At 60.6% G+C, this 13,899-nt stretch carries 12 protein-coding genes; 11 read left to right on the top strand and 1 reads right to left on the bottom strand.

Going from position 1 to position 13,899, the window contains the following annotated elements:
• Window positions 1-164 precede the first annotated feature (164 nt).
• On the bottom strand, window positions 165-1,514 hold the full coding sequence (gene hemN / locus P9217_RS27120) for an oxygen-independent coproporphyrinogen III oxidase (RefSeq protein WP_063169226.1): 1,350 nt from the start codon (window positions 1,512-1,514) through the stop codon (window positions 165-167).
• Between the two features lie 152 nt (window positions 1,515-1,666).
• Between hemN and P9217_RS27115 the strand changes: the two genes are divergently transcribed.
• The 11 genes from P9217_RS27115 to ubiM all read left to right on the top strand — a co-directional run bounded on the left by P9217_RS27115 (window position 1,667) and on the right by ubiM (window position 13,741).
• Complete coding sequence (locus P9217_RS27115) at window positions 1,667-2,410, top strand: Crp/Fnr family transcriptional regulator (protein ID WP_024502861.1); 744 nt, start codon at window positions 1,667-1,669, stop codon at window positions 2,408-2,410.
• Window positions 2,411-2,904: 494 nt separating this feature from the next.
• Window positions 2,905-4,524, top strand: coding sequence for a cytochrome-c oxidase, cbb3-type subunit I (gene ccoN, locus P9217_RS27110; protein ID WP_063169225.1), 1,620 nt, complete (start codon window positions 2,905-2,907; stop codon window positions 4,522-4,524).
• Window positions 4,524-5,255, top strand: coding sequence for a cytochrome-c oxidase, cbb3-type subunit II (ccoO, locus tag P9217_RS27105; RefSeq protein WP_063169224.1), 732 nt, complete (start codon window positions 4,524-4,526; stop codon window positions 5,253-5,255). The genes ccoN and ccoO overlap by 1 nt, the downstream gene beginning before the upstream one ends.
• An 11-nt stretch (window positions 5,256-5,266) precedes the next feature.
• Window positions 5,267-5,416, top strand: coding sequence for a cbb3-type cytochrome c oxidase subunit 3 (locus P9217_RS27100; protein ID WP_024502864.1), 150 nt, complete (start codon window positions 5,267-5,269; stop codon window positions 5,414-5,416).
• Between the two features lie 2 nt (window positions 5,417-5,418).
• On the top strand, window positions 5,419-6,282 hold the full coding sequence (gene ccoP, locus P9217_RS27095) for a cytochrome-c oxidase, cbb3-type subunit III (RefSeq protein ID WP_063169223.1): 864 nt from the start codon (window positions 5,419-5,421) through the stop codon (window positions 6,280-6,282).
• Window positions 6,283-6,449: 167 nt separating this feature from the next.
• Entirely contained in the window at window positions 6,450-8,009 is a 1,560-nt protein-coding gene (ccoG, locus tag P9217_RS27090) for a cytochrome c oxidase accessory protein CcoG (protein WP_063169222.1), read from the top strand.
• Window positions 8,006-8,503: a FixH family protein gene (locus tag P9217_RS27085; protein WP_063169221.1), complete on the top strand. Its 498-nt coding sequence runs from the start codon at window positions 8,006-8,008 to the stop codon at window positions 8,501-8,503. The genes ccoG and P9217_RS27085 overlap by 4 nt, the downstream gene beginning before the upstream one ends.
• Window positions 8,500-10,779 (top strand): cation-translocating P-type ATPase, encoded by a 2,280-nt coding sequence (locus P9217_RS27080; RefSeq protein ID WP_063169220.1) that lies wholly within the window; start codon window positions 8,500-8,502, stop codon window positions 10,777-10,779. Before P9217_RS27085 ends, P9217_RS27080 begins: the two co-directional genes overlap by 4 nt.
• 5 nt (window positions 10,780-10,784) lie before the next feature.
• Window positions 10,785-10,940: a cbb3-type cytochrome oxidase assembly protein CcoS gene (ccoS, locus tag P9217_RS27075; protein WP_081714250.1), complete on the top strand. Its 156-nt coding sequence runs from the start codon at window positions 10,785-10,787 to the stop codon at window positions 10,938-10,940.
• A 721-nt stretch (window positions 10,941-11,661) separates the two neighbouring features.
• Window positions 11,662-12,279 carry a hypothetical protein gene (locus P9217_RS27070; protein WP_063169219.1) on the top strand — a complete coding sequence of 206 codons (618 nt, stop codon included), beginning with the start codon at window positions 11,662-11,664 and terminating at the stop codon, window positions 12,277-12,279.
• Window positions 12,280-12,559: 280 nt separating this feature from the next.
• Window positions 12,560-13,741, top strand: coding sequence for a 5-demethoxyubiquinol-8 5-hydroxylase UbiM (gene ubiM, locus P9217_RS27065; RefSeq protein ID WP_024502870.1), 1,182 nt, complete (start codon window positions 12,560-12,562; stop codon window positions 13,739-13,741).
• Window positions 13,742-13,899: the final 158 nt, after the last annotated feature.

The raw sequence follows: 13,899 nt of genomic DNA, 5'->3' as shown, positions 1-13,899 counted from the left end.
TTGTCGCTCTTGATTGCCCTGCTTCAAATCCGGCCGAAGCCGGTCGCCGCTTAGGGCTCGGATTGTTCACGGTCGACGATTTGATGCGGTAGTCGCCTATGAGCGGTCAAAACGAACGCAGCTGGTTCGCCGATCGACCAAACGGCGAGCGCACTGTGCTTTGCTCAGACCGCCACCGAGTGCCTCGCCGTTCCCCCTTTGAAATATGTATCGAACTTGGCCGCGATGGTTCGAATGAAGGGGCGACTTTCAGTCCGTACGAGGAAACTGTCACCATCGAATTCAAGCGCTCGGGCAGGATCGTGGAGTGCGATGGACCTCGAGCGATGAAGGAGCTGCTCGCCGGCTTTGCCGAACCGCTCCACCAGGTCGACTGCCGAGAAGGCAAAATCACACATCAGCCGCTCGATGATCCAGCCACGGACGCGATCGTCGTCGGAAAGGGCAACGCCGCGGACGGCAGCCAACCCGCCATCCGCAACCATGCGCCCGTACCCGGCAGTCGAAGCCATGTTCTGCACGTAGCCTTGGCGAAAACGACCGATGGACGAAGGGCCAAGTCCGATCAGTGTCGGGCAGCGATCCTCAGTGTAGCCCTGAAAATTGCGATGCAAAACCCCTGCGCGGGCCGCTATGGCCAGCGCATCGTCGGGCTTCGCGAAATGATCGAGTCCTATTGCCTCATATCCCTTGGCGACAATTGCCCGCGCCGCGAGTTGAGATTGGGCGAAACGCTCAGTGGGACTCGGCAGCCATGCCTCGTCGATCATCGTCTGATGCTTCTTGAACCAGGGCACATGTGCGTAGCCGAACAGGGCCATCCGGTCTGGCTCCAAGGTCAGTGCCTGCGCCACCGTGGAACAGATCGTCTCGCGTGTCTGATTCGGGAGCCCGTAGAGCAGGTCCAGATTGACCGATTCGACGCCCCGCGAACGAACCCCGTCGACGACTGCCTTGGTCTGCAAAAAACTCTGCTCACGATTAATTGCTTTTTGCACTTGCGGATCGAAATCCTGCACGCCGAGGCTCGCCCGCGTTACGCCGATTTGAGCAAGTGCATCAAGGCGCGCCTTGTCCATGTCGTTGGTTTCGATTTCGATGCTGACCGTAGCATCCGGGAGAAGGTCGAAGCTGTCCCGCAAGGCCGCTCCAAGAGCAACCATATCATCGGGCCTCAGAATAGTTGGCGAACCGCCACCGAAGTGGATTGCACGGACATGTGCCTTGCCGCTCACCAGACCGGCAATCGTGACGATTTCGGCATTCAGCGAGCGCAGATAAGCGGCCACCGGCTCATATTGGTGCGTCTGCTTGGTGTGGCAGGCGCAGAACCAGCAGAGCTTGTCGCAGTAAGGAATGTGCAGGTACAGCGAGATTTCGTCGCCGCTTTCCAGCGTCTCCAACCAGCCACGGTAAATGGCAGCATCGATCCCCGAATGGAAATGCGGCGCCGTCGGATAGCTGGTGTAGCGTGGGACGTTCTCGCTGAGTTTGACAGCTATTTCCGATTGCATCTCGCGTTCACCGTGTTGCCCGCCGGAACACTGCACGCATCGCTGAAGCAGACCCTGATCTCGATCAGCCGCGCTCATGGACAAACCGCCGCAGGATTTCTCTACCCTGGATGGGTATCCTGCCGGCAGTTAGGATCGGGTAAGGCGAACGCATGACCTTTCGGCAAGACATTCATAGTTCCGGCATTCCTGTTCTTTGCTTCCCTTGCGAGGCACGGCGTCGCGGTGTCTGCGGTGCGCTCGATCCAGACAATTTGGTTGGGCTCGCCAAGACTTGCTCGCGTCGCCGGATCGAGTCAGGAATGGAGTTGACCGGCGAGGCACAGAACGTCGACAGCTACTCCAACGTGCTTTCAGGCGTGGTAAAGCTATCAAAGAGCCTGTCGGATGGGCGCCAGCAGATCGTCGGTCTCCAGTTTGCACCGGATTTTCTGGGACGTCCTTTCAAGGAGGAAAGCTCGATCAATGCGGAAGCGGCAACAGCAGTCACGCTGTGTTCGTTTCCGCGAGCGGCCGTCGAACGGATGATGAAGGCGTCACGGGAATTCGAGCATCGCCTGCTCAAACAGACGCTGAATGAACTCGATGAGGCGCGCGAGTGGATGGTGACGCTGGGGCGCAAGACAGCTCCGGAAAAGGTGGCGACTTTTCTCCTCATGATGGCCCGGAATATCGATTCCAGTCTCGATGCGGCTTCCGGGTCGGCCTCCTTCGATCTGCCGCTGACGCGTGCCGAAATGTCTGATTTCCTTGGAATCACCAGCGAGACCGTGAGCCGCCAACTGACGCGATTGCGGGCTGACGGGGTGATTCGGATTGAGAACGCACGCCATGTGACGGTGGACAGCATAAGCCGTCTGGAGAAGCGCTGTGGCGGCGGACGCGAGCGGCCCTAAGCGGCGAGGCCATGTCGCATGACTCCGGGGCGGGCCGTGTTTGCCTTTTAATGCGATGTCGCCGCGCCTTCGACGAAGCGGCGTCACGGTTGTCGAGACAAACAGCTTTCGGGCTTTGATAGGAACGTGACCAATCGCCAGGTGTGTTTCGGCACATACCGGCGAAGCATGGTCCTTAATCTGCCACGGCTCGGCGGAACGATCGCGTTCGTTTCCAATGGGATCCGAACAACGTTTGGCAGGGCATCGGCAATAGCATCCAACGCGCGCAGAGCCTCAGCTTTCGCCTCAGCGATCGCGTCTGCGCCCGCCCAACCCAGGGAACGCCTTCCATGAGGGAGTGAGCCCGCGCTGCGTTCCTCGTTCATTCGCCACCTGCTGATTGCGCCGCACAAAATCGTGCGGCCTGACATAGATCAGGGCGAGGGGGCGGCGGCTGCGCGATTAGTGCGCTGCGGATTTGGCATCCACCAGATTCGAGATCGGGATCTGCAATGAAATTCGGCACAGAGATCGTCCTTCTAAGCGTGTTCGCTTTTGCGGCCCTGGTGGCCGCCGGCTTCGGCGTGGATGAACCTTTCCGCCGACACATGTGGGTGTTGTTCTTCGCAGTGGCTGGTTTCACTGCGATCCTGTTGCGCAACACGGAGTTCAGGCCAGCAGCTCCGATTGACCCATCCGCTTACATGGATGGTCCGATCCGCTACGGCGCGATCGCCACCGTGTTCTGGGGTGTCGTCGGCATGCTGGTCGGCGTGGTGATCGCGCTGCAGCTCGCCTACCCCGATCTCAACATCCAGCCCTGGTTCAATTTCGGTCGTTTGCGGCCGTTGCACACATCCGGTGTCGTTTTCGCCTTCGGCGGCAACGCGCTGCTTTGCACGTCTCTGTATGTCGTGCAGCGCACCTGCCGCGCGCGCCTCTTCGGCCGTGATCTCGCCTGGTTCGTCTTCTGGGGCTACCAGCTGTTCATCGTCATGGCCGCGACCGGCTACCTGCTCGGCATCACCGAGGGCCGCGAGTACGCCGAACCCGAATGGTATGTGGATGTCTGGCTGACCATCGTCTGGGTCGCCTACCTCATTCTGTTCCTTGGCACGATCCTGAAGCGCAAGGAACCGCATATCTACGTGGCCAACTGGTTCTACCTGTCGTTCATCGTGACCATCGCGATGCTGCATGTGGTCAACAACCTGTCCATACCAGTCTCGTTCCCGGGCTCCAAGAGCTACTCCGCCTTTTCAGGGGTCCAGGACGCCTTGACGCAATGGTGGTACGGCCACAACGCGGTCGGCTTCTTTCTCACCGCCGGCTTCCTCGGCATGATGTATTATTTCGTGCCCAAGCAGGCGAACCGGCCAGTCTATTCGTACCGGCTGTCGATCGTCCATTTCTGGGCTATCATCTTTCTCTACATCTGGGCCGGGCCGCATCACCTGCACTACACCGCCTTGCCCGATTGGGCGCAGACGCTCGGCATGGTGTTCTCGATCATGCTGTGGATGCCGTCCTGGGGCGGCATGATCAACGGCCTGATGACGCTGTCCGGCGCCTGGGACAAGCTGCGCACCGATCCGATCATCCGCATGATGGTGATGGCCGTCGCCTTCTATGGCATGTCGACCTTCGAAGGCCCCATCATGGCGATCCGGGCGGTCAATTCGCTGTCGCATTATACCGACTGGACCATCGGGCACGTCCATTCGGGTGCGCTCGGCTGGGTCGGCATGATCTCGTTCGGCGCGATCTACTACATGGTCCCGAAGCTCTGGAACCGTCAACGGCTCTACTCGCTGAGGCTCGTCACCTGGCACTTCTGGCTGGCGACACTCGGGATCGTCGTCTACGCCGCGGTGATGTGGGTGTCCGGCATCATGCAGGGCCTGATGTGGCGCGAATATGGCGAGCAGGGCTTCCTGGTCTACTCCTTCGCCGAAACCGTCGCCGCCATGCACCCCTACTATGTCCTGCGCGCCATCGGCGGCGCCATGTACCTCTCCGGCGCCCTGATCATGGCCTGGAACATCACCAGGACCATCCTCGGCCACCAGCGCGAGGAGGAGCCGATGCCGAGCCCCGTCGCCATCCGACCTGCGCGATCAGGAGCCAGGTAATGGGCTTGATGGACAAACACGCAATCATCGAGAAGAACGCCACGCTTCTTCTCGTTGGCTCGCTGCTCGTGGTGACGGTCGGCGGCATCGTCGAGATCGCGCCTCTCTTCTATCTCGACAACACGATCGAGAAGGTGGAAGGCATGCGCCCCTATTCGCCGCTCGAACTTGTCGGGCGCAACATCTATATGCGCGAGGGCTGCTACCTCTGTCATAGCCAGATGATCAGGCCGTTCCGCGACGAAGTTGAGCGCTATGGCCACTACAGCCTGGCTGCCGAGTCCATGTACGATCACCCCTTCCAGTGGGGATCGAAGCGCACCGGGCCGGATCTCGCCAGAGTTGGCGACCGCTACTCGAATGCATGGCATGTCGCGCATCTTACCGACCCGCGCTCGGTGGTGCCGGAATCGATCATGCCGAGCTATGGGTTCCTGAAAGACACGCCGATCGACGTGAAGGATTTCTCGACGCATCTGGTCGCCAACAGGCTTGTAGCCGTCCCTTACACCGATGACATGATCGCCCACGCCAATGCGGATCTGGCGGCGCAGGCCGATCCCAATGCCGACACATCAGGCCTTGAGGCGCGTTACCCAAAAGCCAAGATCGGCGACTTCGACGGCAACCCGCAACAGGTCACCGAAATGGATGCCCTGCTCGCCTACCTGCAGATGCTTGGCACACTGGTCGACTTCAAAAATTACGACGAAGCCGCCGGCTACCGCTGAGGAGAACGCTGATGACCTACAATTTGATGCGGGCGTTTGCCGACAGCTGGGGCCTGGTTGCGATGGCGCTGTTCTTCGTGGGGTGCATCGCCTTTGCCCTACGCCCCGGCAGCCGAAGGCTGGCCGACGAAGCGGCCCGCATTCCGCTCGAGGACGAGTGATCATGAGCGACGAGCATATCGATGAAATCTCTGGCGTCTCGACCACCGGCCACGAATGGGATGGTATCCGGGAGCTGAACAACCCGCTTCCCAGATGGTGGGTTATCACTTTTTACGTCACCATTGTCTGGGCGATAGGCTACACCATTGCCTATCCAGCATGGCCTCTGTTGCACTCGGCGACAACGGGTGTGCTCGGCTATTCCAGCCGCAACGAGGTCAGGAACGAGCTGACCGCGGCTGAGGCCGCCAAGGGCAAATATATCTCGGCGGTGGAGTCCAAGAGCGTCTCGGAAATCGCCGCGGACGACGGCCTGCGCGAATTCGCAATCGCCGCCGGTGGCGCCGCTTTCAAGGTCAATTGCGTACAATGTCATGGCTCCGGCGCCCAGGGTTCCAAGGGCTTTCCCAATCTCAACGACGACGACTGGCTGTGGGGCGGCAAGGCCGAGCAGATCCAGCAGACGATTACGCACGGCATCCGCTTCGCATCCGATCCGGACACGCGCCTGTCGGAAATGCCGGCCTTCGGCGACATCATTACCGCCGACCAGATCGCACAAGTCAGCGCCTACGTGGCCAGCCTTTCCGGCAAGGTCCGCGATGCAAGTCTGATCCAACCCGGCGCCAAGGTCTTTGCCGAGAATTGCGTGGCCTGTCACGGCGACAATGCAAAAGGCAACAGGGAATTCGGCGCCCCCGACCTGACCGATGCGATCTGGCTCTATGGATCCGGTGAGACAGCCATCGCCGCACAGGTCCGTGCGCCAAAACAGGGCGTCATGCCGGCCTGGGTTGGCCGTCTCGGCGAGATCAAGGTCAAGGAACTTGCAGTTTATGTCCATTCGCTTGGCGGCGGAGAATAGGAATGGAAGGTCCTATTCTTCGGTCCCCCCTGCCAAGCGGACGAGGCCCGGCGTGAGCCGGGCCTCGACACCATCCCTAATGCGATCTGCACAACCCGGCAAGGCTATCCTACGGCGAGGCTTTACGACAGGTGCCCCTGACATTGGCTGGGAAAGTGGAGTTGCACATGCGTGACAAGACGCAGTTGACAGGGCTCGAAACAGAAACTGTCAATTCCGCCAAAACCCGCAAGCCGCTTTATGCCGCGCGTCAAAAGATCTTTCCGAAGCGCGCCTCGGGCAACTTTCGTCGCTTCAAATGGCTGGTGATGACGATCACACTTGGCATCTATTACCTGGCTGCGTGGCTGCCTTGGGCTCGCGGTCCATTTGCCCCGGACCAGGCAGTCCTGCTCGATCTCGCGAACCGGCGCTTCTACTTCTTCTTCATCGAGATATGGCCCCAGGAATTCTTCTATGTGGCCGGCCTCCTGGTCATGGCGGGCGTCGGTCTTTTCCTGATCACCTCGACTGTCGGCCGTGCCTGGTGCGGCTATGCATGCCCTCAGACGGTGTGGGTCGATCTGTTCCTCGTCGTCGAACGTGCGATAGAGGGCGACCGTAACGCTCGCATGAAACTCGATGCAGGCCCCTGGACCGCCCGCAAGCTGATGCTGCGCTTATCGAAGCACGCCGTCTGGCTGGTCATCGGTGCGGCGACCGGCGGCGCCTGGATTTTCTATTTTGCCGATGCGCCGACGCTGGTTGGCGAACTCTTCACCGGCACCGCGCCACCCGTCGCCTACATCACTGTCGCCGTGCTGACGGCTACCACCTACACGTTCGGCGGTCTGATGCGCGAGCAGGTCTGCACCTACATGTGCCCATGGCCGCGCATCCAGGCAGCGATGCTCGACGAAAGTTCTCTCACCGTCACCTACAATGACTGGCGCGGCGAACCGCGTTCTCGCCACGCCAAGAAGGTCCTTGCCGCAGGGCTGCCGGTCGGTGACTGCGTCGACTGCAATGCCTGCGTCGCGGTCTGCCCGATGGGGATCGACATCCGCGATGGCCAGCAGATGGAATGCATCACCTGCGCGCTGTGCATAGACGCCTGCGACGGGGTCATGGACAAGCTCGGCAAGGAGCGCGGGCTGATCTCCTATGCGACACTGTCCGACTACAACGCCAACATGATGCTGGCGACCGCGGGCGGCTCCAGTTCAGTCAACCCGTCGCAGGTCAGGACCGCTGATGGCCTGTTCTCCGACAAGGTGGCGCATTTCCATATCCGCAAGATCTTTCGGCCACGCACCTACGTCTACATGGGTATCTGGTCGCTGATCGGCCTGGGTCTGCTCTATTCGCTGCTGACGCGCGATCGGCTCGAAGTCAACGTGCTGCATGATCGCAATCCGCAATTTGTCACGCTGTCCGACGGCTCGATCCGCAACGGCTACACCGTCAAGCTGCTCAACATGATCCCCGAGCCAAGGACGATCGTTGTCGCGATTCAAGGCTTGCAGGGCGCCGAGATGAGCGTGGTCGGCGACGACATCCCGGAAGGCCGTTCTTTTGCCATTCCGGTCGAACCCGACCGCCTGAAAATGCTGAAGGTCTTCGTGCGCCAGCCGGCGGATCAAATCCAGGGCACAGCGCAGACCTTCAAGTTCCGTGTCGAGGACAAGGCGAGCTTCGAGGCGGACGAATACACCGCCACCTTCAACGCGCCGGAGACTGCCAGATGACCGCTAACGCTGAAAAACCCCGCGTATTCACCGGCAGGCACATGCTGGCCATCATCCTAGCCTTTTTCGGGGTGGTCATCGCGGTCAATCTGACGATGGCAACGCTCGCCAACACGAGCTGGACCGGCCTTGTCGTCGAAAACACCTATGTGGCGAGCCAGCAGTTCAACAAGAAGGCCGAGGAGGGGCGGGCGCAGGCAGCGCTCGGCTGGACCGGCAAGCTGACCATCGCATGGGGCGAGGTCCGCTATAGCCTTACCGACGCCGTCGGCAAGCCGATTGCCTTGCATGGCGTCAAGGTGCTGTTTCGCCATCCCGCCTACGAGAAAGAGGACAAGGCGGTCAACCTCGCCCTCGCCTCCGGCCAGGAATTCGCAGCCCAGCACATGCCGAAGGATGGCGTCTGGATCGTCGAAGTCGACGCTGACGCCGGTCTGGCCGAGCCCTACCGCGAAGTCCGCAGGATCATGATTTCCCATGGAGCGCTGAAATGAGTTGTTGTGCACCGGGCGCCGAAATGGCGCTTGATCTGGGCAGCACCACGTCGGTCCTGCCGTCTAGTCAAGAGATCAGGCTGGCGAGCCGATCGCTTGGAGATGATCTCCGCCAAACCGATCTTTCGGTGCCGAGCGTTCATTGCGCAGCTTGTATCCAGACGATCGAGACGGCGTTGGGAACGCTCGATCGCGTCGAGAGCGCCCGCGTCAACCTGTCGACGAAACGGGTCTCGGTCCGCTGGCGTGGCGACGAGGTTCCACCGTTCGTCGCCGCGCTTGGACGGCTCGGCTACCAGGCGCATCTCTTCGCCCCCGAGATTGATGAAAAGGACAGGACGCTTTCGGAGTTGATCCGCGCCGTCGCGGTTGCCGGGTTCGCGGCGGGCAATATCATGCTGCTTTCGGTCTCTGTCTGGTCCGGGGCCGAAGGGGCTACCCGCGACCTGTTTCACTGGGTCTCCGCATTGATCGCCATCCCAGCGCTCGCCTTCGCCGGCGGCATCTTCTTCCGCTCGGCCTGGAATGCACTGCGCCACGGCCGCATGAACATGGACGTGCCGATCGCGGTCGGAGTGTCGCTCGCTTACGCCATGAGCCTCTATGAGACGATCAACCATGGCGACCACGCCTATTTCGACGCGTCGGTTTCGCTGCTTTTTTTCCTTTTGATCGGCAGGACGCTGGATCACGTGATGCGCGAACGTGCCCGCACCGCGGTGAAAGGCCTGTCGCAGCTGGCCGCACGCGGCGCCATGGTGCTGCGCGGCGATGGCGCGCGCGACTATCTGCCGGTTGGCGAGATCGAACCGGGGATGCAGCTGCTGATCGCGGCCGGTGAAAGGATCCCCGTCGACGGCAAGATCATCCACGGAGCGTCTGATCTCGACTGCTCGCTGGCCTCAGGCGAAAGCGCGCCGAAAAACGTGGCGCCGGGCGAAGCCGTGCAGGCCGGCGTGCTCAATCTTACCGGCCCGCTGACGATCGAGGCGACCGCCGCCGCGAAGGATTCGTTCCTCGCCGAAATGGTTCGGCTGATGGAAGCCGCAGAGGGCGGTCGCGCGCACTATCGCCGCATCGCTGATCGCGTGTCGGCACTCTACGCGCCCGTGGTTCATCTCACCGCCTTCGTGACATTCCTGGGTTGGATGGCGGCGACGGGCGACTGGCACCGGGCGATGACGATCGCCATTGCCGTTCTGATCATCACCTGCCCGTGCGCGCTCGGCCTCGCCGTACCGATCGTTCAGGTGGTCGCCGCGCGGCGTCTGTTCGAGAACGGCATCATGGTCAAGGACGGTTCGGCCATGGAGCGCCTGGCGACGATTGATAACGCAGTGTTCGACAAGACCGGAACGCTCACGCTCGGACAACCCCGGCTCCTCAATGCATCGTCGATCGATCCGGCCATGCTGGCAATCGCGGCAGACATGGCCGCGCACTCGCGTCACCCGTTTTCAAAGGCCATAACCGGCTTTGCCGCTCCTGGCGGGCAACACAAATTCGATGCCGTCACAGAGCATCCGGGGTTCGGGATCGAAGCCACTGTCGCCGGAAGCATCTGGCGGCTGGGTCGACGCGGATGGGCTGGATGGAAGGCCCGGACCGGTGGTGAAGGCAACCATGGCTATGGCGGAACGGTGCTGACAAAAGACGGGTTCATTGTCGCGACCTTCGATTTCGAGGATGCGCTGCGCGCCGACGCGGCGGCGGCGATCAAGCGATTGAACGATACTGGGGTGTCGATGCAAATGCTGTCGGGCGATACCGCAGGTGCCTGCGGTGAAGTTGCAAGAATGCTGGGTGTCGAGGACTTCGTTCCGTGCCTGCTGCCGTCGGGCAAGGTCGAGCGCATCGAGACCCTGGCGAAAGACGGACACAAGGTTCTGATGGTTGGCGACGGCCTCAACGACACGCCGGCGCTGAGCGCGGCGCATGTCTCGATCGCTCCGGCCACCGCCGCCGACATTGGCCGCAATGCCGCCGACTTCGTATTCCTGCGCGAAAGCCTTCTGGCAGTGCCTCTCGCGCTGGACGTCTCGCGCAAGGCGGGACACCTGATCCGCCAGAACATCGCGATTGCGATCGTCTACAATGCCGTCGCCGTGCCGATCGCCATCCTGGGCCACGCCACGCCTTTGTTAGCGGCGATTGCCATGTCTGCCTCATCGGTGCTTGTTATTGGAAACGCATTGCGCTTGCACGGCTTCGGGGCGAATGCGACGCTGCAAGTTATTCAAAAAGTCGGACGCTCCGCAGTCAGCTATTCGGCATAATCCTCGTGACGACGTTGCTCTATCTCATACCAGTGGCCCTTTTTCTGGGTGCACTGGGTGTGTCCGGCTTCGTCTGGGCATTGCGAAGCGGTCAATACGAAGATCTCGACGGAGCCGCCGAGCGGATACTAATTGATCGGGACGACAAACCGGAACGCTGATTTCAATCCGCTGTGCATAAGATGCGCGGATCGCGCTCGTCAGTCGAGCCGGCTCGGTCGGGAACAAGCTGTCCATGCTCCATGCTCCATGCTCCATGCTCCATGACCATCTTGACCTAAGCTGCACACTACATTTGTGAAAAGCCTCTGTCGTGCGAAGGACTGCCTCCCATTGCACCCAGTATGAGGCGTGTGATGCCACGAGAGTACCTCGCGTGGCCGGACGAGAGCTTGGCAATGTGCGCACGGGTTCCAAAGTGGAACGTCACGGTCGATCACCTGACCGTGAACCGCCAGTGCCGATTGGTCATGTCTGGCTGATCCAGATCAGGGTCATACTCATCGGCGTGGTCTATTGACCAGTCTTCGACGGAGAAATGCATGACTTACGGAAAGATTGGTCGTCATTATCAGCACCTTCACGGTTCTGGGTTTTCTGTCGTGTGGTCGGCCATGCCTTGTGCTTACGGCGCAGCCATTAGCTGACCGGCGTCGTGTGTATCTCGCTTGCTGGCTGACCATCCGCGTGGCTTGCGCGGACAGGGGGCCGATCAACAGCTTTCGCCTTTGATGGGTTGTGTGCGTCGTTGCCGATCCATCCCGATTCCCGGCCCGCGCCTTGAGGCTATGCGACGGTACCGGAACCCAGCGCACGTCACGCGGTTCCGCGCGCGTGGTGTCCGCTCGTCACGACGATGAACGAACAAGCGGCTGGAGTACCATGAACACCGTACACATCATCGACTGCCACAATGCAAATGACTACTTCGCCGACAGGCAAGAGGGACCGATCGTGCAGCACTTGTTAAAGGCTGTCAACATCCGCGCGGAGCTCCAAATGGCGTTGAACCGAACGAAATTTGGTGAGGCTGTAGTACGAGCGATGGAGGCGGAGTGCGACGTGCTTCACATCGCCGGGCACGGCAATGGTGACGGGATCGCTTCGTCCAGTGGGCGAAGTGGCCTTCTTTGGGCTGACTTCGTAAAAATGTTCCAGGGCTCGCATCCAGCGCCGAAGATCCTCGTGATGTCAACGTGCTGCGGAGCATCATCGGGGTTGGGACGTGCGTTTTCGAAATCGATCAACCGTCCGAAGTTGATCATTGGTTCGAGTGACGCGCGCTATTTCGACGACTATGTCGCCGCGTGGGCTTTGCTCTATCGGCGACTGAATTGCAAGGACATCGACATCGAAGCCATGCAGCAGGTTCTTGATGAGATATGCGCGGTCGTGGATAAAAGTTTCCGCTACCTTGGCTGGGATGACGAGAGAGAGCGCTACGTTCGATACCCTCACCCTCGCAAGAGAGCCCGCTTCGACGTCGTGGAGCGTGAGTAGTATGCGCAAGGGTTCCAGGTGGAATGTGGCGATCGATGCGGCGCGGCCGTCGCTGACCAGCGTCGCGAGTGTCTCGCTTGCTGGCGGCGATCTGCGCGGCTGCGCGGCGAAAGGGCGGGATCGGTTAGCCGCATCCACCTCTGAGCGCTTTGAGTGCTTCGTTGCCGATCGATGCGAATCTCCCGGCCCAGCGCCTTTAGGCAATGCGGCGGGCACGGAGCTCATGTCACTCGGCTCAGTTCCACCGTTACACGAGGATAGGCGACCGGATGGCGGCACGCTGATGGGCTCTGACGATAATTTTGACATCGTTGTCGTTGGAGCCGGCCCGGTCGGCCTTTCGTTCGCTGCGTCGCTTGCCCAAAGCGAACTCAAGGTGGCAGTTGTTGAACAGAACACATTCGATAGTCTGGCGAATCCGGCTTTCGATGGTCGCGAAATCGCGCTGACCAACGCTTCGATCAGAACCCTTCGCGAGCTCGGCGCCTGGGATGTCATCCCGGCTTCGGACAAATCAGCACTTCAAGGCGCGCGCGTGCTCAACGGCTCGAGCGCATTCGCTCTTCGTTTCGATCCTCCCAGCAACTCTGGAGAACCGCTGGGGGTTTTGGTTCCAAATTGCCGGATCCGCGAGGCGCTGTTCAAAATCGTCCGCTTGCAGGATCGCGCCCGGCTGTTGTGCGGCCACTCGGTCGTCGATGCAACAAACAGCCAAGAAGGAGCAGTCGTAACGCTCTCTAATGGCGCGCGTTTAACTGCTCGGCTGGTTGTTGCCGCGGATTCGCGTTTGTCCGCCACGCGTGATCTGCTAGGCATCGGCGCCGATATCAACCGGCTTGGCCACTCGATGCTGATTTGCCGAGTGAGGCACGAGCGCGCCCACCACCAGATCGCCATCGAATGGTTCGATCACCATCAGACGATAGCGATATTGCCCCTCGCGGAGGGCATGTCGTCGCTGCTGCTCACATTGCGCTCAAACGAGGCCTATAGACTGCTTGCCTTCGATGATGATTTGTTCCTGTCGGAGTTGACGAAACGGTGTCGAGGGCGCCTTGGAAAAATGACCTTGGCAAGCAAGCGCCACACCTATCCGCTGGTCACGACCTGGGCGCACAAATTCCGGGCGCCGAGCGCCGCACTCATCGGCGACGCTGCCATCGGCATGCACCCGGTGACCGCTCACGGATTCAACATCGGTCTCAGCAGCCAGAAGCAACTCGCCCGTGGAATCATGACTGCGTGCCGCGACGGCCGCAATGTTGGCGACCCCGACATGCTGCATATATACGAAAGGCGGCTGCGCCTGTCGGCGGCGCCGCTCTACCATGCAACGAACATATTGGTTGGACTCTACTCCAGAGACCACCTGGCGGCACGGCTTGCAAGGCATCTGGGGCTTCGCTTTGCCCAACATGTTCCCCTTGTCCGGCATGGGATTTCGGCGGAGCTCCAGCGGTGATACTGCACCAGCAGTCGCATTTTTGCGCGTGCTGGGCGAGCGATGAGAGAGTGCATGATGCACCGGAGTAATCCTGCTCCCCGACGCTGATCTCCGATTGAAGAATTAACCCGTCCTTCAGGGGGGCTGCATAGGCTGCGGACAAGCAGGAGTAAGCA

The sequence above is a fragment of the Mesorhizobium sp. WSM4989 genome, from assembly GCF_029625795.1.
GTDB lineage: Bacteria > Pseudomonadota > Alphaproteobacteria > Rhizobiales > Rhizobiaceae > Mesorhizobium.
The sequence above is the reverse complement of the archived record's forward strand: the minus strand, read 5'-3'. Positions and strand labels throughout refer to the sequence as shown.

Coding starts and splice junctions, on each gene's coding strand:
- hemN (WP_063169226.1), bottom strand. CDS start 1,514: ATGCAATCGGAAATAGCTGTCAAACTCAGCGAGAACGTCCCACGCTAC.
- P9217_RS27115 (WP_024502861.1), top strand. CDS start 1,667: ATGACCTTTCGGCAAGACATTCATAGTTCCGGCATTCCTGTTCTTTGC.
- ccoN (WP_063169225.1), top strand. CDS start 2,905: ATGAAATTCGGCACAGAGATCGTCCTTCTAAGCGTGTTCGCTTTTGCG.
- ccoO (WP_063169224.1), top strand. CDS start 4,524: ATGGGCTTGATGGACAAACACGCAATCATCGAGAAGAACGCCACGCTT.
- P9217_RS27100 (WP_024502864.1), top strand. CDS start 5,267: ATGACCTACAATTTGATGCGGGCGTTTGCCGACAGCTGGGGCCTGGTT.
- ccoP (WP_063169223.1), top strand. CDS start 5,419: ATGAGCGACGAGCATATCGATGAAATCTCTGGCGTCTCGACCACCGGC.
- ccoG (WP_063169222.1), top strand. CDS start 6,450: ATGCGTGACAAGACGCAGTTGACAGGGCTCGAAACAGAAACTGTCAAT.
- P9217_RS27085 (WP_063169221.1), top strand. CDS start 8,006: ATGACCGCTAACGCTGAAAAACCCCGCGTATTCACCGGCAGGCACATG.
- P9217_RS27080 (WP_063169220.1), top strand. CDS start 8,500: ATGAGTTGTTGTGCACCGGGCGCCGAAATGGCGCTTGATCTGGGCAGC.
- P9217_RS27070 (WP_063169219.1), top strand. CDS start 11,662: ATGAACACCGTACACATCATCGACTGCCACAATGCAAATGACTACTTC.